Annotated in this window: 19 protein-coding genes and 1 pseudogene; 16 read left to right on the top strand and 4 right to left on the bottom strand. The window is 71.4% G+C overall.

All coding sequences use genetic code 11. The features are described 5' to 3' along the window. Nucleotide 1: 1 nt before the first annotated feature. The gene (locus ACZ7CF_RS23495) at nucleotides 2-733 is read right to left on the bottom strand and encodes an ABC transporter ATP-binding protein (protein ID WP_360388736.1); all 732 of its coding nucleotides are present in this window, start codon (nucleotides 731-733) and stop codon (nucleotides 2-4) included. A 235-nt stretch (nucleotides 734-968) separates the two neighbouring features. Here ACZ7CF_RS23495 and ACZ7CF_RS23490 point away from each other — a divergent pair, with 235 nt between their 5' ends. The 12 genes and pseudogenes from ACZ7CF_RS23490 to ACZ7CF_RS23435 all read left to right on the top strand — a co-directional run bounded on the left by ACZ7CF_RS23490 (nucleotide 969) and on the right by ACZ7CF_RS23435 (nucleotide 17223). Beyond that, entirely contained in the window at nucleotides 969-2360 is a 1392-nt protein-coding gene (locus tag ACZ7CF_RS23490; protein ID WP_360388739.1) for a serine hydrolase domain-containing protein, read from the top strand. Then, a complete protein-coding gene (locus ACZ7CF_RS23485; RefSeq protein WP_470370586.1) occupies nucleotides 2357-3283 on the top strand; it encodes a serine hydrolase in 927 nt (308 codons plus the stop codon). Before ACZ7CF_RS23490 ends, ACZ7CF_RS23485 begins: the two co-directional genes overlap by 4 nt. Further along, nucleotides 3280-4824: an ABC transporter substrate-binding protein gene (locus tag ACZ7CF_RS23480; protein WP_470370585.1), complete on the top strand. Its 1545-nt coding sequence runs from the start codon at nucleotides 3280-3282 to the stop codon at nucleotides 4822-4824. The genes ACZ7CF_RS23485 and ACZ7CF_RS23480 overlap by 4 nt, the downstream gene beginning before the upstream one ends. Continuing rightward, nucleotides 4821-5801: an ABC transporter permease gene (locus ACZ7CF_RS23475; protein WP_458431996.1), complete on the top strand. Its 981-nt coding sequence runs from the start codon at nucleotides 4821-4823 to the stop codon at nucleotides 5799-5801. Before ACZ7CF_RS23480 ends, ACZ7CF_RS23475 begins: the two co-directional genes overlap by 4 nt. Beyond that, nucleotides 5801-7678 carry a dipeptide/oligopeptide/nickel ABC transporter permease/ATP-binding protein gene (locus tag ACZ7CF_RS23470; protein WP_470370584.1) on the top strand — a complete coding sequence of 626 codons (1878 nt, stop codon included), beginning with the start codon at nucleotides 5801-5803 and terminating at the stop codon, nucleotides 7676-7678. Before ACZ7CF_RS23475 ends, ACZ7CF_RS23470 begins: the two co-directional genes overlap by 1 nt. Further along, a pseudogene (locus ACZ7CF_RS23465) lies at nucleotides 7675-8391 on the top strand (ABC transporter ATP-binding protein); the annotation flags it as partial. The gene ACZ7CF_RS23470 and the pseudogene ACZ7CF_RS23465, both read left to right, overlap by 4 nt. A 5-nt stretch (nucleotides 8392-8396) precedes the next feature. Then, on the top strand, nucleotides 8397-9425 hold the full coding sequence (locus tag ACZ7CF_RS23460; RefSeq protein WP_360388753.1) for a dipeptidase: 1029 nt from the start codon (nucleotides 8397-8399) through the stop codon (nucleotides 9423-9425). 16 nt (nucleotides 9426-9441) lie between these two features. Further along, a complete protein-coding gene (locus ACZ7CF_RS23455; RefSeq protein WP_470370583.1) occupies nucleotides 9442-12660 on the top strand; it encodes a serine hydrolase in 3219 nt (1072 codons plus the stop codon). Between the two features lies 1 nt (nucleotide 12661). Beyond that, nucleotides 12662-13723 (top strand): M20 family metallopeptidase, encoded by a 1062-nt coding sequence (locus ACZ7CF_RS23450; RefSeq protein ID WP_360388759.1) that lies wholly within the window; start codon nucleotides 12662-12664, stop codon nucleotides 13721-13723. Continuing rightward, nucleotides 13720-14529 carry a GNAT family N-acetyltransferase gene (locus ACZ7CF_RS23445; RefSeq protein WP_470370582.1) on the top strand — a complete coding sequence of 270 codons (810 nt, stop codon included), beginning with the start codon at nucleotides 13720-13722 and terminating at the stop codon, nucleotides 14527-14529. The genes ACZ7CF_RS23450 and ACZ7CF_RS23445 overlap by 4 nt, the downstream gene beginning before the upstream one ends. Beyond that, nucleotides 14526-15626 (top strand): o-succinylbenzoate synthase, encoded by a 1101-nt coding sequence (menC, locus tag ACZ7CF_RS23440; RefSeq protein ID WP_360388764.1) that lies wholly within the window; start codon nucleotides 14526-14528, stop codon nucleotides 15624-15626. Before ACZ7CF_RS23445 ends, menC begins: the two co-directional genes overlap by 4 nt. Before the next feature lie 127 nt (nucleotides 15627-15753). After that, nucleotides 15754-17223 carry a DUF4185 domain-containing protein gene (locus ACZ7CF_RS23435; RefSeq protein ID WP_360388767.1) on the top strand — a complete coding sequence of 490 codons (1470 nt, stop codon included), beginning with the start codon at nucleotides 15754-15756 and terminating at the stop codon, nucleotides 17221-17223. Nucleotides 17224-17311: 88 nt separating this feature from the next. Here ACZ7CF_RS23435 and ACZ7CF_RS23430 read toward each other — a convergent pair whose 3' ends face one another. Then, nucleotides 17312-18988, bottom strand: coding sequence for a tetratricopeptide repeat protein (locus ACZ7CF_RS23430; protein ID WP_470370581.1), 1677 nt, complete (start codon nucleotides 18986-18988; stop codon nucleotides 17312-17314). A 356-nt stretch (nucleotides 18989-19344) separates the two neighbouring features. Continuing rightward, nucleotides 19345-19617 carry a hypothetical protein gene (locus ACZ7CF_RS23425; protein WP_470370580.1) on the bottom strand — a complete coding sequence of 91 codons (273 nt, stop codon included), beginning with the start codon at nucleotides 19615-19617 and terminating at the stop codon, nucleotides 19345-19347. Nucleotides 19618-20046: 429 nt separating this feature from the next. On the opposite strand from ACZ7CF_RS23425, the gene ACZ7CF_RS23420 reads away from it, so the two are divergent. Both ACZ7CF_RS23420 and ACZ7CF_RS23415 read left to right on the top strand, forming a co-directional pair. Then, a complete protein-coding gene (locus tag ACZ7CF_RS23420) occupies nucleotides 20047-21054 on the top strand; it encodes a sensor histidine kinase (RefSeq protein ID WP_470370579.1) in 1008 nt (335 codons plus the stop codon). Next, on the top strand, nucleotides 21047-22189 hold the full coding sequence (locus tag ACZ7CF_RS23415; RefSeq protein ID WP_470370578.1) for a hypothetical protein: 1143 nt from the start codon (nucleotides 21047-21049) through the stop codon (nucleotides 22187-22189). The genes ACZ7CF_RS23420 and ACZ7CF_RS23415 overlap by 8 nt, the downstream gene beginning before the upstream one ends. On the opposite strand, the gene ACZ7CF_RS23410 is transcribed toward ACZ7CF_RS23415, so the two are convergent. Continuing rightward, a complete protein-coding gene (locus tag ACZ7CF_RS23410) occupies nucleotides 22167-22820 on the bottom strand; it encodes a response regulator (protein WP_470370577.1) in 654 nt (217 codons plus the stop codon). The genes ACZ7CF_RS23415 and ACZ7CF_RS23410 overlap by 23 nt on opposite strands. A 127-nt stretch (nucleotides 22821-22947) precedes the next feature. Here ACZ7CF_RS23410 and ACZ7CF_RS23405 point away from each other — a divergent pair, with 127 nt between their 5' ends. Beyond that, the gene (locus ACZ7CF_RS23405) at nucleotides 22948-23235 is read left to right on the top strand and encodes a DUF732 domain-containing protein (RefSeq protein ID WP_360388783.1); all 288 of its coding nucleotides are present in this window, start codon (nucleotides 22948-22950) and stop codon (nucleotides 23233-23235) included. 88 nt (nucleotides 23236-23323) lie between these two features. Further along, complete coding sequence (locus ACZ7CF_RS23400; RefSeq protein ID WP_470370576.1) at nucleotides 23324-23632, top strand: hypothetical protein; 309 nt, start codon at nucleotides 23324-23326, stop codon at nucleotides 23630-23632. Nucleotides 23633-23721: the final 89 nt, after the last annotated feature.

Below are 23721 nucleotides of genomic sequence, written 5' to 3'. Positions count from 1 at the left end.
CTCACCACTCCCCGAGGTGCGTCATGCGCTCGGCGACCTTCTCCGGCGTCGGCGCGACGAGCTCGCCGGCCAGCCGTCCGTCGGCCAGGAACAGCACGCTGTGCGCGGCCGAGGCGGCCACCGGGTCGTGCGTGACCATCAGCACCGTCTGCCCCATCGAGTCCACAATGGACCTCAGCAGGGTCAGCACCTGGTGCGCGGTGCGCGAGTCCAGCGCACCGGTCGGCTCGTCGGCCAGCACGACCTCGGGCCGGGCGATCAGCGCCCGCGCTATCGCGACCCGCTGCTGCTGCCCGCCGGACAGCTCCGCGGGGTGGTGCCCCAGCCGGTCGCCCAGCCCGACCCGCTCGACGACCTCGTGCAGCCACCTGCGGTCCGTGGACCGGCCGGCCAGCCGCAGCGGCAGGGTGATGTTCTGCTCGACGGTCAGCGACGGCAGCAGGTTGTAGGCCTGGAAGACGAACCCGATCCGGTCGCGGCGCACCTTCGTGAGCGCGGCCTCCTTCAGCGCGCCCAGGTCGGTGTCGCCGAGCAGCACCCGTCCCGAGGTCGGCTTGTCCATGCCGGACGCGCAGTGCAGGAACGTGCTCTTGCCCGATCCCGACGGCCCCATCACGGCGGTGAAGGTGCCCCGGCCGATGCCGACCGTCACCTCGTGCAGCGCGGTGACCGCACCACCCCCGGTGCCGTACACCTTGCGCACCGCCTGCAGCGACAGCGCGTCTGCCCTCATCACGTTCTCCTCGGTAGGTCCTGCTTGCAGGAGAAACGTAGGTTCGGCGACCCCTTCGGAACGATCACGCAGACTGCCCGGCCGGAGGTGGAGCCTGCTCCACCACGCCAGGGCGTTCGTCGGAGCGGACGAACCCGGGGTGTCAGATTCGTCGGCCCGCACGAGGTGTCCGCGGGGCCGCCGAACCTAGCGTTGCCCGCGACCGGAGTCACGTCGAGGTGAACGGGGCACGTGCATGTCGAGGCTGAACGAGATCAACGACTGGTTGCAGCAGAACCTGCCCGAGCTGGTCGCACGGCACGGCGTGCCGGGAGCCACCGCCGCCGTGCTCGCCGGCGACGAGCTGGTCGAGGCCGCGGCCGGGGTGCTCAACAAGAAGACCGGTGTGGAGACCACCACCGACTCGCTGTTCCAGATCGGGTCGATCACCAAGGTCTGGACGACGACGCTCGTGATGCAGCTGGTCGACGAGGGCCTGGTCGACCTCGACGCCCCGCTGCGCACCTACCTGCCCGAGTTCCGCATCGCCGACGAGGACGCCGCGCAGCGGATCACCGTGCGGCAGCTGCTGAACCACACGGCGGGCTTCGAGGGCGATCTGTTCACCGACACCGGCCGCGGCGACGACTCCGTGGAGAAGTACATCGCGACGTTGCACGACACGCCCCAGCTCTTCGCACCCGGCGGGATGTTCAGCTACAACAACGCCGGCTACACCGTGCTCGGCCGGGTCGTGGAGGTGGTGCGCGGCAAGCACTACGACCGCTGCCTGCACGAGCACCTGTTCGCACCGCTCGGCCTGACCCACGCGGCCACCGACGCCTACGAGGCGATCCTGTTCCGCGCCGCGGCCGGGCACCTCACGCACGACCCCGGGCAGGGTCCGCAGCTCGCACCGGTCTGGGCGCTCGTGCGCTCGAACGCCCCCGCCGGCTCGATGCTCGCGATGAGCGCCCGCGACCTGCTCGCGTTCGCGCGGATGCACCTCGACGGCGGCCTCGCGCAGGACGGCACGAGGGTGCTGTCGCCGGAGAGCGTCGCCGCCATGCAGCAGGTGCAGGTCGAGGTGCCGAAGCTCGCGGTCATGGGCGACACCTGGGGTCTGGGCTGGGAGCTGTTCCACCTGCCCGGTGCGACGGTCGTCGGCCACGACGGCGGCACCATCGGGCAGAACGCCTTCCTGCGCCTGGTCCCCGAGCAGGGCGTCGCCGTCAGCCTGCTGACCAACGGCGGCAACACGCTGGAGCTGTACCGCGAGGTCGTCGGGCACGTCCTGCGCGAGCTCGCCGGCGTCGACCTGCCCGCCATGCCCGAACCGGCGCAGGCCGCTGAACGCCCCGACGGCGCGCGGTTCGTCGGCACCTACACGTCCTCGGTCGGCGAACGGGTCGTGACGCAGGACGACGACGGCCGGATCTGGATGGAGCTCGTGCCCAAGGGGATCATGGCCGAGCTCAGCCCAGAACGCGCCGGCCGCACCGAGCTGTTCCCGTGGGAGGGCGACACGCTCGTGGCCGCGGAGCCGACGCTCGGCATCTACCTGCCGCACGCGTTCGTCGGTGACGACGGCCAGGGCCGGGCCCTGTACCTGCACACCGGCCGCGCGGACCGCCGGGTGGCCCCGTGACGGACAGCGCGGTGGCGGACGGCGCGGTGACCGGCAGCGCGATCTCCGACCGCATCCGGGCCGCGTTCGCCGAGGCCGGTGCCGAGGGGTTCGTCCACGCCCGCGAGGTCGGCGTGACCGCCGGGCCCGAGGTGTGCGTCGGCGCGGACGACCAGGTCGTACTCGCGTCGGTGTTCAAGATCCCGGTGGCGGTCGCCTACGCCGCGGAGGTGGCCGCCGGGCGCCTCGACGAGACCGAGCGCACGCGGGTCACGTCCCGCTACCGGATCGGCGGCATCGGCACCGCGGGGTGTGCCGACGACGTCGAGATGAGCTGGCGGGACCTGGCGCTGTTCATGATGACCATGAGCGACAACGCCGCCACCGACGTGCTGTTCCACCGGATCGGACAGGCCGCGGTCGACGGGGTGCTCGACCGCCTCGGCCTGCACCGCACGCGGATCATCGGCTGCTGCGAGGACCTGTTCGCCTCGATGACCGCGGACCTCGCCATGGGCGTGGAGCAGGCGGAGGAGGTGCTGGGGGCACCGACGTGGGAGGTCGTGCGGAACCTGTCCATAGTGGACCCGCAGCGGACCACCTCCTCGACGCCGCGGGAGGTCACCGCGCTGCTGGACGCCATCTGGACCGACCGCGCCGCCGTCGCGCAGGCGTGCGAACGGGTTCGGTCGATCATGGCCAGGCAGGTCTGGCCGCACCGGCTCAGCTCCGGCTTCCCCTCCGACGTCCGGGTCGCGGCCAAGACCGGCACGCTGCCCGGTGTCCGCAACGAGGCCGGCGTCGTCACGTACCCCGACGGCCGCGACTACGCGGTCGCCGTGTTCACCCGCGCGGACTCCGCGGTCCTGCGCCAGCCCGCCGTCGACGCGGTCATCGGCCGCGCCGGACGCCTCGCCGTCGACCACCTCCGGAGCACCTCATGAAGCGCACGATCGCTCTGCTAGCGGGAATCACCCTGGTGGCCGGCTGCGGCTCCGGCGGCACCTCGTCCGGCGCGCTGGCGCAGGGCGGGACGTTCACCCTGTCCGTCGGCGCCGATCCGGGCACGCTCGACCCGGCGCTCACGGTGCTGTCCGTCGCGCGCCAGGTCGGCCGGTTCCTCTACGGCCGCCTCGTCGAACCCACGCGCTCGGGTGAGGTCGTGTCCGGGCTGGCGGAGAAGTGGGACGCCGACGTCAGCAAGGCGACCTTCACGCTGCGCTCCGGTGTCACGTGCGCCGACGGCGCCCCGCTCACCGCTGCCGACGTCGCCGCGAACATCAACTTCGTCGGCGACCCGCAGAACAAGTCACCGCTGGCCGGCCTCCAGGTCGCCCCCGGCACCACGGCCACCGCCGACGAGGCCACCCGCACGGTCACCGTCACCAGCGGCGCGCCGGACGCGTTCCTGCTGACCAACGTCGGCACGCTGCCGATCGTCTGCGCGAAGGGCATGGCCGACCGGTCGCTGCTCGCGAAGGGCGAGCAGGGCACCGGGATGTTCACGATCTCCGAGGTCGTGCCGAACGACCACTACACGCTGACCCGCCGCAAGGACTACGCGTGGGGTCCCGGCGACTGGCAGCAGGAGCAGCAGGGCCTGCCGGACAAGGTGGTCCTGCGGGTCATCCCGAACGAGACGACGGCGGTCAACCTGCTGCTGTCCGGTCAGCTCACCGCGGCCACGGTCGCCGGTCCCGACCAGGAACGCCTGCTGGCGCAGAAGGTCGACCACGTCGACTACGCGACCCCGCTGGGCATGTTCGCGTTCAACCACGCGCAGGGGCTGCCCGGCAGCGACCCGGCCGTGCGCAGGGCGTTGCTGCAGGCGCTCGACCTGGGGCAGGTCGGCAAGGTGCTCACGAGCGGCAAGGGCAAGCCGTCGCAGAGCTTCGTGACCGTCGAACCCCGGCCGTGCACCGGCGACAACGTGAGCGCGCACCTGCCGAAGTTCGACAAGGCCGCCGCCGAGAACGCGCTGAAGGCCGCCGGGTGGTCGAAGGACACCAAGCCGCTGACGATCCGGCTGATGCAGCCGACCATCCTCGGGCCGACGCTGACCGCGACCGCCGAGCTCATCCAGAAGGCCTGGCAGGAGATCGGGGTGCGGGTGACCATCCAGCCGGTCGACTCCGCCGGGCTCAACCAGGCGTTGTTCAGCACCGGCGCGTGGGACGTCTCGATGGCGCCGATCACGCTCGGGCTGCCCAGCCAGCTGGTGCCGTTCGCGGCCGGCCCGGTGCCGCCGCAGGGCGTGAACTTCGGTGCCATCACCAACCCCGAGTACGCCGAGCAGACGAAGCTCGCCGCGACGAAGGCGGGCAGCGCCGGCTGCGAGAACTGGAACAGGGCCGAGTCCGCGCTGGTGAAGAACGCCGACCTCCTGCCGTACTTCGACGCCGTGGTGCCGACGTTCGTCAAGGGCGCCAAGTTCACCATGAGCGACGGCCTCGACCCGGCCTCGATCCGGATGCTCGCCTCGTGACCACCGCCACGACCTCGACGGCTTCGAGCGGCGCCTCGTGGCTGCCGTTCGCGCGGCGGCGGGCGGTGCGGTTCGCGACCTCGCTGTGGGCGCTGGTGACGGCCGCGTTCCTGATGATCCACCTGATCCCCGGTGACCCGGTGCGGGAGGCGCTCGGCCTGACCGCGCAGCCCGACGTGGTCGCCGCGCGGCGGGAGGCGCTGGGGCTGGACGACCCGCTGCTCGTGCAGTACTGGAACTACCTGGGTGACCTGGTCCGCGGCGACTTCGGCGTGTCGCTGGTCAGCGGCACGCCGGTCGCGGACCTGATCGGCGACCGGCTGCCCGCCACCGTGCAGCTCGCGGTGCTGGCGTTCCTGGTCGTGGTCGTGGTGGCGGTTCCGGTGGGCGTCGGCATGGCGGTGCTCACGAAGGGCGGTCGCCGACGCGGCGGCGAGCTCGGGTTCACCTCGGTGAGCGTGGTGGTCGCGGCCATCCCCGAGTTCCTGCTCGCGGTCGCGCTGGTCAGCCTGTTCGCCGTCACGCTCGGCTGGTTCCCGGTGGCGGGCAACGACGCCGCCGGCTCGTGGGTGCTGCCGGTGCTGGCGCTCGCGCTGGGCCCGGCGGCGGTGCTCGCGCGGATGGTGCGGGTGGAGCTGCTGTCCGTGCTGGGCAACGACTTCGTGCGCACGGCCAGGGCGAAGCGGCTGCCCGCGCGGCTGGTCTACCTGCGGCACGCGCTGCCCAACGCGCTGACCGCGACGCTCACGCTCGGCGCGATGATGCTCGCCGCGCTGGTGGCGGGGACCGTGCTGGTGGAGAACGTGTTCGCCTGGCCGGGTCTGGGTTCCACGATCGTCGGGTCGATCCAGCAGAAGGACTACCCGGCGGTGCAGGGCATCGTCCTCGTCTACGGCACCGGTGTGCTGCTGGTGAACCTGGCCGTGGACGTGGTCCTCGCCCTGCTCGACCCCCGTTCGACGATCCGGGAGGCGTGATGCGCCGTTGGCTCGCAGTCGCCCGCACACCGGTCGGTGCCGCGTCCGCCGTCCTGCTGCTCCTGCTCGCGGGACTGGCCCTGTTCGCCCCGCTGCTGTGGGGTGAGCAGGCCGGCGCGATCGACACGGACGCGCTGCAGCAGGGTTCGTCCGCGGCGCACCCGCTCGGCACGGACGCGCTGGGGCGCGACATCCTCCACCGGGTGCTGGTGGCGACCCGGCTGACCATCGGCCTGGCGCTGCTGGCGACCGTGGTCGGCGTGGGCACGGGTGTGGTGCTCGGCGCGCTGCCCGCGGTGCTGCCGCGCTGGGCCGGGCGCGTGGTGACGGCGGCGGTCAACATCGCGGTGGCGTTCCCCGGTCTGCTGCTGGCGCTGTTCTTCGCGGTCGTCTTCGGCACCGGGACGACGGGTGCGGTGCTCGCCATCGCGTTCGCCCTCGCGCCGTCGTTCGCCCGCCTCACCCAGACGCTGACGGCGTCGGTGAGCGGCCGGTCCTACATCGCGGCGGCACGGGTGAGCGGCGTCGGCCGGTTCCGCGTCCTGGTGCGGCACGTGCTGCCGAACGTCGCAGAACCGCTGGTGATCAACGCGACGCTGGCGGCGGGGTCGGCGCTGACCGCGTTCGCGGGACTGTCGTTCCTGGGCATCGGCGTGCAGGCACCGTCCTACGACTGGGGCCGGCTGCTCGGCGAGGGGCTGAACCGGATCTACGTCTCCCCCGCGCCCGCGCTGGGACCGGCGGTCGCCGTGGTCGTCGCCGGGCTGGCGTTCAACCTGTTCGGCGAGGCGGCCGCGGCCGTGCTGGGCCACCGGCCACCACCGGTGCGGCGCGGCCGGCCTGCGCCTGCTCCGTCCACTGTGGACGACGTGGCGGACGAGGGCGTGCTGACCGTGCGGAACCTGCGGGTGTCGTTCCCCGGCCCGGACGGCTGGGTCACGCCGGTGCGCGGGGTGTCGTTCGCCGTGCGCGAGGCCGAGGTGGTCGGGGTGGTCGGCGAGTCGGGGTCGGGCAAGAGCCTGACCGCGCTCGCGGTGTCCCGGCTGGTCGAGCACCCCGGTGTGGTGACCGCGGACCGCCTGGAGTTCCTGGGGAAACCGGTGGAGGGCACGCCGGACCGCGAGCTGGGCACGTCGCTCGCCATGGTGTTCCAGGACCCGATGACGTCGTTCAACCCGACCCGGCGCATCGGCAGCCAGCTCGCCGAGGTTTCCCAGCAGCACCAGGGGATGTCGCGCAAGGACGCGTGGCAGCGGGCGGCGGACCGGCTGGAGTCGGTGCGGGTGCCGGGGCAACGCGCCAAGCAGTACCCGCACGAGTTCTCCGGCGGCATGCGGCAACGCGCCATGATCGCGATGGGCCTGATGGGCGATCCCCGGCTGGTGATCGCCGACGAACCGACGACCGCGCTGGACGTCACGGTGCAGCGCGAGGTGCTGCGGCTGCTCGGCCGCATCCGCGACGAGCGCTCGACGGCGGTCCTGCTGATCAGCCACGACATCAGCGTCGTGCAGCGGACCTGCGACCGGGTGCTCGTGATGTACGCGGGGCGGATCGTCGAGGAGCTGCCCACGGCGGAGCTGTTCACCGCGGCACGGCACCCGTACACGACGGCGTTGCTGGCGGCGGTGCCGACGCTGGAGACCGACCGCGACCAGCCGCTCGCGGTCATCCCCGGACGGCCGCCGGAGCCGGCCGAGGTGGTGGCGGGCTGCCCGTTCGCTCCGCGCTGCCCGCTGGCGGACGACCGCTGCCGCGCGGAGGAGCCGGTGCTGACCGCGGTCGAGGCGGGACACCGGGTGTCGTGCTGGCGGGTGGAGGAGCAGCAGCGGTCGGCACTGGCCGAGTCTGCCGGGAGCCGAGGGGGAACCACGTGAGCGAGCTGCGCTTCGAGTCCGTGTCCGTCCACTACGGACACCGCAGGACCGGGCACCTGGCCGTGGACGACGTCAGCCTGACCGTGCCGTCCGGGAAGGTCGTCGGTCTCGTCGGCGAGTCCGGCTCCGGCAAGTCCACCCTGGCGAGCACCGCCGTCGGCCTCGTCGACGCCACCTCCGGCACGATCTCGCTCGGCGGCGTGGACGTCCGCAGGCTCCGCCGGCGTGACCGCGGGTTGCAGATGGTGTTCCAGGACCCGTACTCCAGTCTCGACCCGCGGATGAGCATCGGCGAGTCGATCGCGGAGGCGATGCCGAGGGGCACCGACCGCCGCGCCGAGGTCGCCCGGTTGCTGGAGCTCGTGCACCTCGACCCCGACCGCGCGACCGCGCTGCCCGCCCGGCTCTCCGGCGGGCAACGGCAACGGGTCGCGCTCGCCAGGGCGCTCGCCGGGCGGCCGGAGGTGGTGATCGCCGACGAGATCACCTCCGCGCTCGACGTGTCCGTCCAGGGCGCGGTGCTCAACCTGGTGCGCGACCTGCAACGGCGGCTCGGCCTGTCGATGCTGTTCATCTCCCACGACCTGGCCGTCGTGCGGTACGTGAGCGACCGGATCGCGGTGATGCGCGGCGGCCGGATCGTCGAGGAGGGCGAGGCGGACCAGGTCCTCGCGCGGCCCCGGCACGACTACACCCGTGAACTGCTGGAGGCGTACTGATGGACCTGCACGACCGCTGCGTCGTCGCCGACACGCACAACGACCTGCTCGACGCGATCGCGCACCGGCCCGTCGAGCGCTGGGTGCCGCACTTCCGCGAGCGCTGGCTGCCGCAGCTGCGGGCGGGCGGGGTGAACCTGCAGGTGCTGCCGGTGTTCGTGGACGACGTGTTCCGGCCGGAGGGGGCGCTGCGTCAGACGTTGCGGATGATCGAGGCCGCACACCGCATCGCCGAGGCGAACCCGGACGCCGTCGCGCTCTGCCACGACGGCACCACCGTCGACGCCGCTCTCGCGGACGACCGCATCGCGCTCGTGCTCGCACTCGAGAGCGCACCGGGTGTCGGTGAGGACGTCGAGCTGCTGGAGACGTTGTTCCGGCTCGGCGTGCGGATCGCGTCGCTCGCGCACTTCGGCCGCACCGCGCTGGCCGACGGCAGCGGTGAGGACGCCACCGGCGGCAGGCTGACCAGGGCGGGCGTCGCGGCGGTGGCCGAGATGGAACGGCTCGGGATGATGTTCGACGTCAGCCACCTGGGCGTGGCCGGTGTCGAGCACGTGCTGGAGCTCGCCACCCGGCCGGTGATCGCCACGCACTCGTCGGCACGGGCGTTGCGCGACCACCACCGCAACCTGACCGACGACCAGCTCAGGGCCATCGCGGCGAACGGCGGCGTGGTGTGCGTGAACTTCTTCGCGCCGTTCCTGCACGAGACCGACTTCCGCATCGAGCGGCTGGTCGACCACATCGAGCACATCGCGGGCGTGATGGGCATCCGGCACGTGGGCCTGGGACCGGACTTCGTGAAGGAGGTCCTGGAGGACGTCACTCCCCCGTGCTGCGAGGCGCAGTTCATCGAGGGCGTGCCGACCGACCGGTTCCTCCCCGGGCTCGAAGGGCCGGCGGGGCTGCCGCTGGTCACCGAGGCGCTGCAGGAGCGCGGGTGGCCCGACGACGACATCGCGCTGGTGCTCGGCGCGAACGTGCTCGACCTGTTCCGCGCCGAGCTCGGCAAGCCGAACCACTGACGAGGGGATCTGCACCGTGACCACCATCGAGGACCTGTACGGTTTCGCGCTGCCCGAGCAGCCCGCGATCTCCCCCGACGGCAGCGAGGTCGTGTACGTCCTGCGCACCACCGACCGCGAGCGGGACCGCGACCTGCGGTCGCTGTGGCGCGTAGCGGACGGCGAGCCGAGCCGGCTCACCAGGGGCGAGGCCGACGTCGCACCGGCGTTCTCACCCGACGGCGCGCGCATCGCGTTCCTGCGCGCCCAGGACGGTCCCGCCCAGCTGTGGCTGCTGCCCGCGAACGGCGGCGAGCCCGAGCAGCTCACGACCCTGCCGCTCGGTGCGGGGGCACCGGTGTGGAGCCCGGACGGCACGGCGGTCGCGTTCAGCGCACCGGTCGACGAGGGCGACGCGAAGGCACCCGTCGTGGCCGACCGGCTCGACTACAAGGCCGACGGGGCCGGGTTCCTGCGCACGGTCCGCAGCCACCTGCACGTGCTCACGCTCGCCGGCCGCGAGGTCAGGCAGCTCACCAGCGGCGACTGGCACGCAGGCCCGCCCGCGTGGTCACCGGACGGCACGCGGCTCGCCTTCGCGGCGGCCACGGACCGCGACGCCGACCTGACCTTCCGCGCGCCGGTGCACGTCGTGAGCGCCGCCGGTGGTGAGCCGAGGCTCGTCGGGCTCGCCGACGGCCAGGCCGCGACGATCACGTGGTCGCGCGACGGGTCGGCGTTGCTCGTCACCGGCCGCACCACCACCGACACCGGCCACCTCGGCCTGCTGGAGCTGCCGCTGGACGGCGGCGAGCCGCGCGACCTCGCCGCGCCGCTGGACCGCAACGTCATGCCGGGCATGGCCGGCTACCCCGGCGGTCAGCCCGCGCTCACGCCGACCGGTGTGGTGTTCTGCGCCCGCGACCGCGGCTGCACGCAGCTGTACGCGGTCGACGGTGACGACGCGCCCAGACTGCTCGTCGGCGGTGACTCCCGGGTCGTGTCCGGGCTGTCGGTCAGCGGCACCACCGCGGCGGTCGTGCTGAGCGGCGGCACCTCCTACGGCGAGATCGCCACGGTCGACCTGACCACCGGCGAGGTGACCGTCCGCACCGGGCACGACAGCGGCGCCGACCGGTTCGTGCCGCGGGAGCGCGAGTTCACGATCTCCGACGGCACCGTCGTGCACGGCTGGCTCGTCCGCGACCCGGAGCGCACCGGCCCCTCCCCGCTGCTGCTGGACATCCACGGCGGCCCGCACAACGCGTGGAACGGCTCCGCGGACCCGGTGCACCTGTACCACCAGGTGCTGGCCCGGCGCGGGTGGACGGTGCTGCTGCTCAACCCGCGCGGCAGCGACGGCTACGGCGAGGCGTTCTACCAGGCTGCGCTCGGCGCGTGGGGCAAGGCCGACGCGCGCGACTTCCTGGAGCCGCTCGACCAGCTGGTCGCCGACGGCACCGCCGACCCAGCCCGGCTCGCCGTCACCGGCTACAGCTACGGCGGCTACATGACCTGCTACCTGACCAGCCGCGACCACCGCTTCGCCGCCGCGGTCGCCGGTGGCGTGGTCAGCGACCTGACGAGCATGGCGGGCACGTCCGACGCCGGTCACGCGCTCACCGCGCTGGAGCTGGGCGGTGCGGGCGACCACCTCGCCGAGCTGTCCCCGCTGACCCGCGTCGACGACGTCCGCACGCCGACGTTGATCTACCAGGGCGCGAGCGACGACCGGTGCCCGGCCGGGCAGGCCGAGCAGTGGTTCACCGCGTTGCGCCAGAACGACGTCCCGGCCCGGCTGGTGCTCTACCCCGGTGCCTCGCACCTGTTCATCCTCAACGGCACGCCCTCGCACCGCGAGGACTTCAACCGGCGCGTGGTCGACTGGGTGCGCGAGCACACCGGTGAGGGCCGGGCCCTGGACGCGGCGCACTGGCAGCGCAGGCTGTCCGTGCTCGCGAAGAAGCACGGCGTGCCCGGTGCGGCGCTCGGCATCCTGCGCGGCGACGACGTCGCCGAGGCCTGCCACGGCGTGCTGAACACGGCCACCGGGGTGGAGGTCACCCAGGACTCGGTGTTCCAGATCGGCTCGATCGGCAAGGTGTGGACGGCGACCGTGGTGATGCGGCTGGTCGACGAGGGCCTGCTCGACCTCGACACGCCGATCGCCGACGTGCTGCCCGAGCTGAAGCTGGCCGACCCGGTGGTCGCGCAGAAGGTGACCATGCGGCACCTGCTCACGCACACCAGCGGCATCGACGGCGACGTGTTCACCGACACCGGCCGCGGCGACGACTGCCTGCGGCGCTACGTCGAGCAGCTGGTGGAGGCGGGCCAGAACCACCCGCTCGGCGCCACGTTCTCCTACTGCAACAGCGGGTTCTCCCTCGCCGGCCGGGTGGTCGAGAAGCTCACCGGGCAGACGTGGGACGCGGCCATGCGGGAGAAGCTCTTCGGCCCGCTCGGCCTGGACCGCACCGGCACGCTGCCGGAGGAGGCGCTGATGCACCGCGCCGCCGTCGGCCACATCGACGCCGACGGCGAGGCGAAGCCGGCCCCGGTGTGGCAGCTGCCGCGCTCGCTCGGCCCCGCCGGGACGATCTTCTCGACGACCGCGGACGTGCTGGAGTTCGCGAAGATGCACCTCACCGGCGGCGGGTCCGTGCTGGCGGAGGCCACCGCGGCGGCGATGACCGAGAAGCAGACCGACGTGCCCGACCCGAACGCGCTCGGCGACTCGTGGGGCCTGGGCTGGATCCGGTTCGGCTGGGACGGTCACCGGCTCATCGGCCACGACGGCAACACCATCGGCCAGTCGGCGTTCCTGCGCCTGCTGCCCGAGCAGGGCCTCGCCGTCACGCTGCTCACCAACGGCGGCAAGGCCCGCGAGCTCTACCTGGAGCTGTACCGGGAGATCTTCGCCGAGCTGGCCGGTGTCGCGATGCCGCGCCCGCTGGAGCCCGGCGACCCTGTCGAGGTGGACACCGCGCGGTACGTCGGCCGGTACGAACGGGCTTCGGCGCGCCTGGAGGTGTCCGAGGGCGAGAAGGGCCTGCGGCTGGCGATGACGGTCACCGGATCGCTGGCGGGGCTCGTGCCGGACCCGCCGGAGGTCGACCTCGTGCCGATCACCGACGAGCTGTTCGTGTGCCGGGACTCCGAGCAGGACAGCTGGACCTCGGTCGTGTTCTACACGCTGCCCACCGGCGAGCAGTACCTGCACATGGGCGTCCGCGCCACGCCTAAGGTGTCCTGACGTGCTCAAAGACATCGAACGCCTCATCAACTGCGAGTCCCCGTCCACCGACCTCGCCGCCGTCGCCCGCAGCGCGGACGTCACCGCCGAGGTGGGCACGGCCCTGCTCGGCAGCGCCCCCGACCGGATCGTGCTCGACGGCCGCACCCACCTGCGGTGGCGGCTGGGCGGTGGTCCGCGCAAGGTGCTGCTGCTGGGCCACCACGACACGGTGTGGCCCATCGGCACGCTCGACCGCATCCCGTTCTCGGTGCGGGACGGGGTGCTGCGCGGTCCCGGCTGCTTCGACATGAAGACCGGCGTGGTGATGATCTTCCACGCCGTGGCCGCGCTCGACTCCCCCGACGGCGTCACGGTGCTCATCACCGGCGACGAGGAGATCGGCTCGCCGTCCTCCCGCGGCCTCATCGAGACCGAGGCGCGCGAGCACCGGGCCGTGCTCGTCACCGAGGGGTCGGCGGACGGCGGCGCGCTCAAGACCGAGCGCAAGGGCACGTCGATGTACGAGGTGGTGCTGCACGGCCGCGCCGCGCACGCCGGGCTCGAACCCGAGCGCGGTGTCAGCGCGACGATCGAGGCGGCCCACCAGATCCTCGCCGTGGCCGCACTGTCCGATGTAGACTCGGGTACGACCGTAACGCCGACCGTGCTGTCGGCGGGGACGACCACGAACACCGTTGCCGCGCACGGCAGCTTCATGGTGGACGTGCGCGTGCGCGACCTCGACGAGCAGCTGCGCGTGGACGAGGCGATGCGGGCGCTGGAACCGGTGCTCGACGGGGCGGAGGTCGAGGTGACCGGCGGCCCGAACCGCGCGCCGCTGGAGGCCGCGATGTCCGCCGAGCTGTTCGCGCTCGCGTCCCGGCTGGGCGGACCGCTGACCCGGGCCGCGGTCGGCGGTGCCTCCGACGGCAACTTCACCGCGGGCGCAGGCGTGCCGACGCTCGACGGGCTCGGCGCCGTCGGCGGTGGCGCACACGCCGAGAACGAGCACGTGCTGGTGTCCGAGCTGGCGCCGCGCACCGCGTTGCTCTCGGCACTGGTGAGGGAGCTGACCACATGACCGAACCGCTGCTGGCCCAGGACGTCGTGGTCCGCCAGCTCACCGAGCAGTCCGAGCTCGTCGCCACCGAACGGCTCTACGCCGAGATCTGGCGGTCGAGCGGGAACACTCCCCCGGTCACCGCCGAGCTGCTGCGGGCGATGGCCAAGGCGGGCAGCTACGTGGCGGGCGCGTTCGACGGCGACGAGCTCGTCGGCGCGTGCATCGGTTTCTGCTCGCCACCGGCGGCCGGCACGCTGCACAGCCACATCGCCGGTGTCTCGGCCCGGATGCGCGGGCGCAACGTCGGCTACGCGCTCAAGCTCGACCAGCGGGCGTGGGCGCTGGCCCGCGGGCTGACCGCCGTCACCTGGACGTTCGACCCGCTGGTGCGCCGCAACGCCTACTTCAACCTGGGCAAGCTCGGCGCCGACGCGGCCGAGTACCTGCCGGACTTCTACGGCGACATGCGCGACAGCATCAACGGCGGCGTGGAGAGCGACCGGCTGCTGGTGCACTGGCGGGTGACGTCACCGGAGGTCGCCGCGGTGTGCGCGGGCACGCCGCGGGTCGTGGAGGCCAGGGGCGTGGTCGGGCTGGGCATCTCCGCCGACGGCCTGCCGGTGCCCGGCACCACCGGCGGTTCCACCGTGCTGGTCGCGGTGCCGCCGGACGTCGAGGCGCTGCGGGTGGCGAACCCGGCCGCAGCGCGGCAGTGGCGGCACGCCGTGCGGGAGGTCCTCGGCGGGCTGCTCGCGGGAGGTGCCTGCGTCACCGGGTTCGACCGGGCCGGGTGGTACGTCGTCGAGAGGAACGAGTCGTCATGAGGCTGTCCGGGGTCGAGCTCCGCTGGGTCGAGATGCCGTTGAAGAGCCCGTTCCGCACGTCGTTCGGCACGCAGACCGTGCGCACGCTGATGCTGCTGCGCGCCGTCACCGACGTGGGCGAGGGCTGGGGCGAGTGCGTGGCGATGGTGGACCCGGTCTACTCGCCCGAGTACACCGAGGGCTGCGCGGACGTGCTGCGGCGGTTCCTGGTGCCGGCGCTGACCGGTGAGGTCGACGCCGTGTCCGTCGGGCCGCGGCTCGCGAAGTTCCGCGGCCACCGGATGGCCAAGGGCGCGCTGGAGATGGCCGTGCTGGACGCCGAGCTGCGCGCGGCCGGCCGGTCGTTCGCCCGCGAGCTGGGGGCGACGCGCGAGTCCGTGCCGTGCGGCGTGTCGGTGGGGATCATGAACTCGATCCCCGAGCTGCTCGACGCCGTCACCGGGTACGTCGAACAGGGGTACGTCCGGATCAAGCTGAAGATCGAGCCGGGCTGGGACGTCGAGCCGGTGCGCGCGGTGCGGGAGCGGTTCGGCGACGTGCTGCTGCAGGTCGACGCGAACACCGCCTACACCCTGGCCGACGCCCGCCACCTCGCGAAGCTCGACCCGTTCGAGCTGCTGCTGATCGAGCAACCGCTGGACGAGGAGGAGATCCTCGCCCACGCCGAGCTCGCCAAGGTGGTGCGGACCCCGATCTGCCTGGACGAGTCGATCACCTCCGCCCGGTCGGCCGCCGACGCGATCACGCTGGGCGCGTGCCAGGTCGTGAACATCAAGCCGGGCCGGGTCGGCGGGTACCTGGAGGCGCGGCGCATCCACGACGTGTGCGCGGCGCACGGCATCGCGGTGTGGTGCGGCGGGATGCTGGAGACCGGCATCGGGCGGGCGGCGAACGTGGCGCTCGCGGCGTTGCCGGGGTGCACGCTGCCCGGTGACACCTCGGCGTCGGACCGGTACTACGCGCTGGACGTCACCGAGCCGTTCGTGCTCCGGGACGGGCACCTGCGGGTGCCCACCGGGCCAGGGCTCGGGGTCGAGCCGCTCCAGGAGGTGCTCGACGAGGTGACGGTGAAGACCGAGTGGGTTCCTCTGGCGTGAGCGCCGCGCTGACCTGCTCTCCGGTTCCGGGACCGACGTTCCGGAACCGGTGAGCTCTGGTCATTCCGGTTTTCCGGAACAGTAGGTAGCGTCGTGGTCACACAGCGCGAACTCCTGAAGGAGCGGAATGCGACGCGACGACCACACCAGCGGCGATGGCACCGATCCGACAACACGGACGGGCCGCGGCTTCAGCCGTGCGACGTTCCTGAAGGGGGCCGCCGGCGCACTGCTCGGCGGCGGGCTCGGCGGGCTCGGCGCCGGGACGGCCGGCGCAGCCGGCACCCCGCGTGCCGGCTACCTCAAGGACCTCACGGGCAACGAGACGGCCCGGTTCGGCTTCCGGGGCACCGACCTCGGGTTCACGGCACGGACCAACCACGGTTACTGCATCTCGATCTTCGGCGACACCTTCGACCAGCCGGTGCCGGTCAACGTCACCGGCTGGCGTTCGCCCGTCGGGCTGCGCCAGTCGAACACCGACCTGCAGAACGGCATCCGCTGGGACAACGCCATCGGTGGCTCACAGGCCAAGCAGTTGATCCTCTATCGGCACAACGACCCCAACTACGCCAGGAACACGCCGGGGCAGGTCGTCACCGAGATCCCCAACGACCTGATCCACCTGCCCGACGGCCGCTACATCATGAGCACGTTCGGCGTGCGGGACTGGGCGATCCCGGAGCAGGGTGGCATCCCGAGCGCCGGTGGCAGCTGGCGCACCTGGTACTCCCGGCTGTGGACGTCCACCGACACCCACGCGGAGAACTGGACCACCACGTGGAACCTGGAGACCAACCGGGAGAACATGGACTACTGGAACAGCGGCGACATGAGCCTGTTCCAGAACAACACCATGATCATGTGGCCGGGTGAGAACTTCGTCTACATCTACGGGACCAACGAGGGCCGGTGGAACGGCGGTGGCATCCACCTCATGCGGGTGCCGTGGGACAAGATGTGGAACTACAGCCAGTACCGCTTCTGGGGCGTCGACGGCTCCGGTCGCTGGGACTGGCGCCAGTACGGGCCGATCACGCCGATCATCAACGCGCCGAGTCGCACCGAGGCCATCGGCGAGTTGTCGGCACAGGTCATCGAGGGTCGGGTCGTGTTGTCGTTCCTCAACGGCGGCCGCGGCGCGGTCACCCAGACGGCGACGTACCCGACAGGCCTGTGGACCGCCCCGAAGACCCAGGTGACCTACGCGCAGGCCCAGAACATCTACGCGCCGATCGTGCATCCGTACTCGACGCTGGCGAACTCCCACATCCTGTTGTCGCAATGGGTCGGATCGGAGTACTACGGCGTCCGCCAGTGGACCGGCAACATGTACGGCACCGTCGCGGCGCGTGGCTCGGTCGGTGACACGCTGGCGGTGACGAAGGACGAGCCCGCCCTTCCCGGGCACGTCGGGCCGGTGTCGCCGCAGTGGCAGGAGCTGCCGCTGGCCGAGCAGATCGCGGTACTCGGTGACAACACCGACGACCGCGTGAGCAGGGCCGACATCGCGGCGGTGACCAGGTCTGCGGCGAGCGCCAACACCGGGGTGTCGGCGGCACGCCACCGAGCGGGGGCGATGGCGCCGACCGACTAGAACCCCGGGCCGGCCATGGGCGACACCCGGTTCAACCCTGTCCGGTGCCGGTGCTGGCCGTCATGTCGAGCGTGGCGGCAAGTCGCCTTCACAGGCCGGCCTTGGCCAAGGCAGCCAGCAGCGCCGGCTGGTGGTGCGCGGCGGTGAACTGGTCCAGGCAGTCAGCGAAGTCCAACCCGGCCCGGTGGTGCAGCACCTCGATCTCGGCCAGCACCTCACCGGCCCGCGCGTACCTGGCCTTGTCCGTACGACGGTCGATCGTGAGCTCGGCCGCCCGCACCAGGACCGGGATCGCGGCGGCCGGATGCCGGTGTGCGAGCGCACGTGCGATGTGCGCGAGCTGACGGTCGTCGAGGTCGTGTTCCCGCGCCACTCGCCACGCCTGCTCTTCGTCGCCGGCGACGAAGAGCAGGTGGACCAGTGACGTGGCGGCGTCAGCTCCGGACCGCGCCACCTGTTCGCGCAGATGCGCGAAGGCGCGGTTCTTGGCGTACTCCACCGCGTTCAGCGGTTCGGCGGCAGCCAGCAGCGACCGGTATGCTCGTTCCCGGTTCCGGTCGAAGTGGCCGTGGGGCACGCGTTCGAAGATGCTCCAGCGAACCCTGGCCGCGTCCCGGTGCCGGCCGCGCGTCCCGTACAGCTCGGCGAGCAGGTCGTCGGCGTTCTCGTCCCTTTGCCGCAGGCCTTCCAGGCAGGAGATGGCGCGGTCCGTCGCGTACTCCACGGCGTCCAGCGGTTCGGCGACGGCCAGCAGCGCGCGGTAGTGACCCGAATGGGGCAAGCGCTCGAAGATGTCCCAGCGGACCCTGGCCGCGTCCCGGTACCGGCCGCGCAGCTCGTACAGCCGCGCGAGTTCGTCGTCGCCTTCGTGGCTCCTCCGTGGCACGTCTTCGAGCCAGGCGAGGGCTTCGTCGACCCGGCCGGCGGAACGCAACGCCTTGGCGATCGACACGGCACTGCCGGGGCGTGGGTTCTCGGCGTAGAAAGCGCTCAGGACCTCGACATCCGGTTCGAACGCCAGCAGGAACTGTTCGCGGATGTAGGCGATCACACCGTGCTGGTGCACCGAGTGGTGGTCATAGGGGTCCTCGGGGGCCAGGTTCCGGTGCGCCTGGTCCAACCGCCGCCGGTAGGTGGCCAGCCCGCGCGGACCGAGCGCCTCCACCAGATCGGCGACGTCGAGGAAGTGCGCGGGTTCCTCCGCCTGCAGGTCGAAAGCCCAGACGGCCAGCTCGTCGGGGTCCGCCGGTTCGCGCACGCACGCCTGGACGAGACCCGTGGTCGCCTGCTCCACCGCGTCCGACCACAGGTGGTGGGCCTCGTGGGAGCCGAGGTTCGACCCGTTGCGCGCCAAGCGCCGCACCAGCCGTTGGTACAGCGGCCTGGTGACCGCCGGGTGGCCGATGGTCGCCTCCTCCAAGGTGAGCAGGAGCTTCTCGGCGTCATCGGCCCAGCGGTCCGGGTACGTGGCGTCCGGACGTGTCCTGCCGACCGAGTCCACCGCGGTGAGCAGCGCCTTGGCGTCCAGTGGACGTACGACGTCGACAGCCAGCACCGCGACGGCCACGCAGTGCTCGCAGAAGACACCGCCGAGCCCCGCCGGGCAGGAACACTCGCCGGTCAACCGGCCATCGGCGCCGGTCAACCGCACCTGACGGTCACGCACGACAGCGACCACCTGACCCGCCAGCACCTGGAACGGGCCGACCTGCTCGCAGAGTTCCTGGCCCAACTCGTAGCGGTCGATGTCCGCACGTGCGAACACGTCATCTTCGGTGAACCAGACCGTGCCGATGGTGCACCAGATCGCGTCTACGGGAAGCCAGACCACTCGCACATCCAACCAGCACGGAGAGCGGCGGGACGTGGATCGGCGGCACCTCCTCACGAGGTTCGGACCGCCTCGCGGGTGGACTTCACCGAGGACTTCTCCCTGGCAGAGCGTGACAGGGGCAAGGTCCGGCACCACGTCCACCTCGGTCACTCGACCGCGGCACTTGCTCGTCGGTGGACACCGCCCGCTCAACGGGCCCCAACTGTTACCAGACCAGAATTCGCAAAGCGTTCATGCAGTCGATCATCACGAGCACGCGAAGATCCTGAATGCTTTCCCCACCTGTTTCAGTATCGCCGCGCGCCTGTTCCACGCTTGCGCTTGATGACCTCATAAATCGTGCAGCCCACAGCGACGAACGGGATGAAGAAAATGCGCCTCGGGTAGTAGTAGGTTCCGCTCGTTTGAGCCGCTACGTAGAATCCGAGGACGATGCAGAAGAGGCCGCTGAAAACAGCCAGAGCCCGACTCCTGCCATTCATTCCACGAGCCACCAGCGCGAGGATCAGCACCGTGACCCCGCTCAGAACCGAGAAGACCTCGTACGCGCTCCAGTGCATGACGCCCTCCACGACATCCGTGCAGAAGCCGGCCGACGGAGATGGCTGGCCCCTGTGTGAACCGAGACGATCTCGGGAGCCCAGCGATCACCTGGTGGTGGCCGATGTGACCTCCGCTTCCACCACCTCAGTCTGGGCAGGGCGCCTTGGGCAACGCGTCGGTCGTTCACCCGACAGCCACGACTGCGGCAACTTGTTGCACGGGCGACGGCGACGCCTGACATCGCCCTGCTCGAATGTCACCCGTTCAGGGGTAGTGCTGTTCCAGGAGTAACACGCCCGCCTCGTTGTCGAAATCAACAACGACGTTGATGGGCGGTCGGGATGCTTGACGGCGAGTTCCAGCGAAGACTTTCGCGCCTCGGGGCCCGGTACGCCGTGCTCGGGAAAGCGGCCTTCATCCTCGTCGTCGCCGGGTTCGGGATGCCTGTGGCGCCTGTCCCCCTGGTGCTGCTGGTCGCCGTCGCGGGCGTCGTGCTGCTGAACGCGGTCCTGCTCCGATGGCCGTGGGCGTGGTGGCCACCGGCCCTCGAAGTCCTGCTGGCGGCACTGGCCTGCCTGACACAGCGGTGGACGGTGCCGGTGGAGGCGTTGACGAACGGTCACAGCTGGGCGCTGGTGTTCGCCTCGTTCGTCGCGGTCGCGATCCAGTGGACCTCACGTCCCGTCGCCGGAATGGTGGTCGCAGCGGGTTTGTCGGCGACGCACGTCATCGGAGCCGCAGTCCTCGGCCCCGCGGCCGTCACCGCCACGCTTCCCCTCGCCGGCTGGATCTGTGTTGAAGCCGCGTTGTCACGACTGCTCTGGTCGCTCGTGAACCGCAGCGCCGCCCAGGCTGACAACGCCGCAGCCCTGGCAGAGCGGGAGCGAACGGAGTCGGCGATCGCCCAGGCCGTCCGTGCCGACGAGCGCCGGGCAGCCGCACTGCTCCACGACACGGCCGCCACCACCTTGCTGATGGTCGCACTCGGCCAGGTCGGCCGGCACGACGAGTGGTTGAGACCCCAACTGCGCGTCGACATCGACGCCATCGATGAACACCCTCCGCACGCGGGCGGCGTCGTGGAACTGGACGACGTCCTGTGCCGCGCCGGATCGGCGTCCAGGCTGCACGTCGAGTTCCACATCGCCCCGGGCCTGGCAGTGCCCGCGGCGTTGGGAGCGACGTTCGCCCACTGCGTCCGCGAGGCGTTGACGAACGTGTCCCGGCACTCCGGAGCTGCTTCCGCCACGGTGCTGGCGCACAAGCGCGGAACAGCGGTGACCGTGGAGGTGATCGATCACGGGCGTGGTTTCGACCCGGCGACGGTCCCGGCGTCGCGCCGGGGCATCACGAGCTCGATCATCGGCCGGATGCGGGAGGCGGGCGGTCACGCATCGGTCATCTCACACCCCGGCCACGGGTCGATCGTGCGGTTGGTTCACGGCCATGGTTGACCTGCCCTCGCCCGCCTTCGCAGCACACGAGGTCCAAGACGAGTTCCTCCGCAAGCTGCGGCTGTCGACCGCGGTGATCGCCAGCGCCGTCCTGCTGCTGCTCAACGCGCCGTCGCTGTTCCCCGCCCTGCGGGACTTCGCCGTCCCCGCTGTCCAGATCGCCGCCTACCTGTACGTGTTCCTCCTCCTCGTCGTCGAATGGCTGCTCGTGCGACGGGGGCGCTCGTGGGCCGAGGCCGGCTGGCCGGTCGCCGCCACCCTCGTCCTCACACACATCGCCGCCACCGCCACCCTCGCCCCGAGCCAGGTGCTCGAACAGGCCGACTGGAGCACCGGAGTGGTCGGGTGGGTCACGCTGTGCGTGCTGTTCGGCCACCCCCTGTCCACACTGCTCCCGGTCCTGCTGGTGGAGCTGGGCATCAGCGCCGCGAGCCTGGTCACCGTGGCTCACGCCGACGAGGACAGGCTTTTCGGCGGCCTGGTGGCGCTCACGGCAATCCTGGCGTTCCAGCTCTGCGTCGGCGCGACGGCCGCAGCCCTGGTCCGCCTCGCCGCAGCCGCCGGCGCTGCCCGCAGGGCACTCGAGGAGACGACAACCGCTCATCGCGTGGCCGTCGGCCTCCACGAGGCGAGGAAGGTCAGGTGCGCGGAGCTGTCCACGTCGGCGCTGCCCCTGCTCGAAGGGCTGCTGAGCCGCGCCCTCGATCCCGCCGATCCCGACGTGCGACGACGATGCGGGATCGAGGCGGCCCGGATGCGGCGGCTGTTCGCGGAGGCCGACGACGCCGAAAACCCGTTGTTGCACGAACTGGACGCGTGCATCGACCTGGCGCAACGACGGGGCATCGAGGTCCACCTGGAGGTCAACGGACCGATTCCCCCGTTGCCACGTTCGGTGCGCCACCTGTTGACCGAGGCACCACTCGTCGTCGTCACCACGGCACGCTCCACCCTCCGCCTGGTGGTGCTCGGGACTCCGGACGCCGTGTCGGTCAGCGCCGTGGGCGACTGCCCTCCCGTCACACCACAGGAGACCAGCGACGACTCACAGGTCGTCGTGACGCACCTGGCGACTGCGGAACTGTGCTGGGTGCGCGCGGAGCACAGGATCGTCACGGCAGGTCGTCGAAGCTGACCAGCCCGTCCTCCAGCGCCCGCTTCACCAGCGTCTGCTTGGTCGTCGCGGGACGCCCCAACTCGGCGTACTTGGCCCGGACCCGTTCGATGTAGGTCTCCACCGTCTTGCGCGTGATGTGCAGCCTGGCCGCGACGAGGTCCTTGGAGGCGCATTCGAACCAGGCGGTGAGCACTTCGACCTCCCTCGGCGTGAGCCGCGCGCGACCGTCCGGCACCGCGCACACAGCGCCGCTCAGCGACGGCGAGAGGTAAAGGACGCCCTCCGCCGCGGCTCGGAGAGCGGGAACGAGGTGCTCCGGCCCCTCGGCCTTCGTCACGTAGGCCAAGGCGCCGAGGTCCAGGCAACGCATCACCGTGGCCGACGCCAAGTGCTGCGAGTAGACGACCACGCGGCGTCCAGCCTTCACCAGCGCCTCCAGCTCGGCGAACGCGGGCGGCTTGCCACCCAGCTGCAGGTCGAACACCACCACATCGGCTTCGGCGCCGCGCCCGGTCCACACCAGCGACAGGTGGTCACCCGCATCCACGACGTCGATCGGCGGATCAGCGGCTTCGCACCACACCGTCACACCCGCCACCACCGCGGGGTGGTCGTCCAGCACGACCACCCGCATGCGCCTGCCGTCCACAACGCCCTCCTCCCGCGAGCCACCACCCACTGTGTCGGACCAGCCGAGCCGAACGTGTCGGGTGAACGACCCACGCGTCACCCACAACGCCTTCCACACCATGGGGGAACGACAAAGGAGGCGCACGATGAAGACGACATTGGCCGTCGTGACGCTTGTGCTCACCGCGGCCTGCAGTCCTACGAACAACGCGACGTCGAAGTTCCACGACTTGCTCGCGCACAAGGGCATCGCACCCCACGACATGACCGAGGCCGAAACGCTGGCCAAGTCCCTCTGCGCCAAGCTCGACCAGGGATATGGGGCCGGCGACCTCATGGCCATGTACGGCGACTTCGGCAACAACATCAACGCAAAACGAGCATTCCTGAACGTCTCGGTGGCCGCGTTCTGCCCGGAGTACGGCAGCCGGTGAAGCTCACGCACCGGACAAGTTCACGCACGAAATCGCGAGTCGATTCCGGCTCCATCCCAAGGAGGAATTCACCATGCAAGCACGACGAGTGGCAGCAATAGCGGCAGGCGCGTTGATCAGCATCACGGGCGCCGTCGTGTCGACATCACCGGCGTCTGCGGCGACCGGCTCGGTGAGCATGCAGGCGGCGTGCGACAACCAGTACCCCGGGCAGGGCCGGGTGGCGAAGATCAGGACCTGGAACGTGCTCGGCTGGAGGTGCGTGACGGGCGTCGTCCCGGTGGCGGACGGGCAGATCGACGTGACGCGACAGTGCCGCACGCAGTACCGCAACCCGAACGCCTACAGCACCTACCGCAACTATAGCGACCCTTACAGCTGGTACTGCGTTTACTGACGCGGTGCTGCTCGCGCCACCTGAACAAGGCCCGACGAGATGTGGCAGTGGGCGGCGGTCATGAATCCCGCCGCCCACTGCCGCCTGTT

It is taken from the genome of Lentzea sp. NPDC036955, assembly GCF_055608005.1.
This window is presented reverse-complemented; position numbering and strand designations above follow the sequence as displayed.

What these genes read in the sequence shown, in the direction of transcription:
- ACZ7CF_RS23490 (WP_360388739.1), top strand. Translation starts at nt 969, where the DNA reads ATGTCGAGGCTGAACGAGATCAACGACTGGTTGCAGCAGAACCTGCCC.
- ACZ7CF_RS23405 (WP_360388783.1), top strand. Translation starts at nt 22,948, where the DNA reads ATGAAGACGACATTGGCCGTCGTGACGCTTGTGCTCACCGCGGCCTGC.
- ACZ7CF_RS23445 (WP_470370582.1), top strand. Translation starts at nt 13,720, where the DNA reads ATGACCGAACCGCTGCTGGCCCAGGACGTCGTGGTCCGCCAGCTCACC.
- ACZ7CF_RS23425 (WP_470370580.1), bottom strand. Translation starts at nt 19,617, where the DNA reads ATGCACTGGAGCGCGTACGAGGTCTTCTCGGTTCTGAGCGGGGTCACG.
- menC (WP_360388764.1), top strand. Translation starts at nt 14,526, where the DNA reads ATGAGGCTGTCCGGGGTCGAGCTCCGCTGGGTCGAGATGCCGTTGAAG.
- ACZ7CF_RS23470 (WP_470370584.1), top strand. Translation starts at nt 5,801, where the DNA reads ATGCGCCGTTGGCTCGCAGTCGCCCGCACACCGGTCGGTGCCGCGTCC.
- ACZ7CF_RS23460 (WP_360388753.1), top strand. Translation starts at nt 8,397, where the DNA reads ATGGACCTGCACGACCGCTGCGTCGTCGCCGACACGCACAACGACCTG.
- ACZ7CF_RS23495 (WP_360388736.1), bottom strand. Translation starts at nt 733, where the DNA reads ATGAGGGCAGACGCGCTGTCGCTGCAGGCGGTGCGCAAGGTGTACGGC.
- ACZ7CF_RS23435 (WP_360388767.1), top strand. Translation starts at nt 15,754, where the DNA reads ATGCGACGCGACGACCACACCAGCGGCGATGGCACCGATCCGACAACA.
- ACZ7CF_RS23415 (WP_470370578.1), top strand. Translation starts at nt 21,047, where the DNA reads ATGGTTGACCTGCCCTCGCCCGCCTTCGCAGCACACGAGGTCCAAGAC.
- ACZ7CF_RS23480 (WP_470370585.1), top strand. Translation starts at nt 3,280, where the DNA reads ATGAAGCGCACGATCGCTCTGCTAGCGGGAATCACCCTGGTGGCCGGC.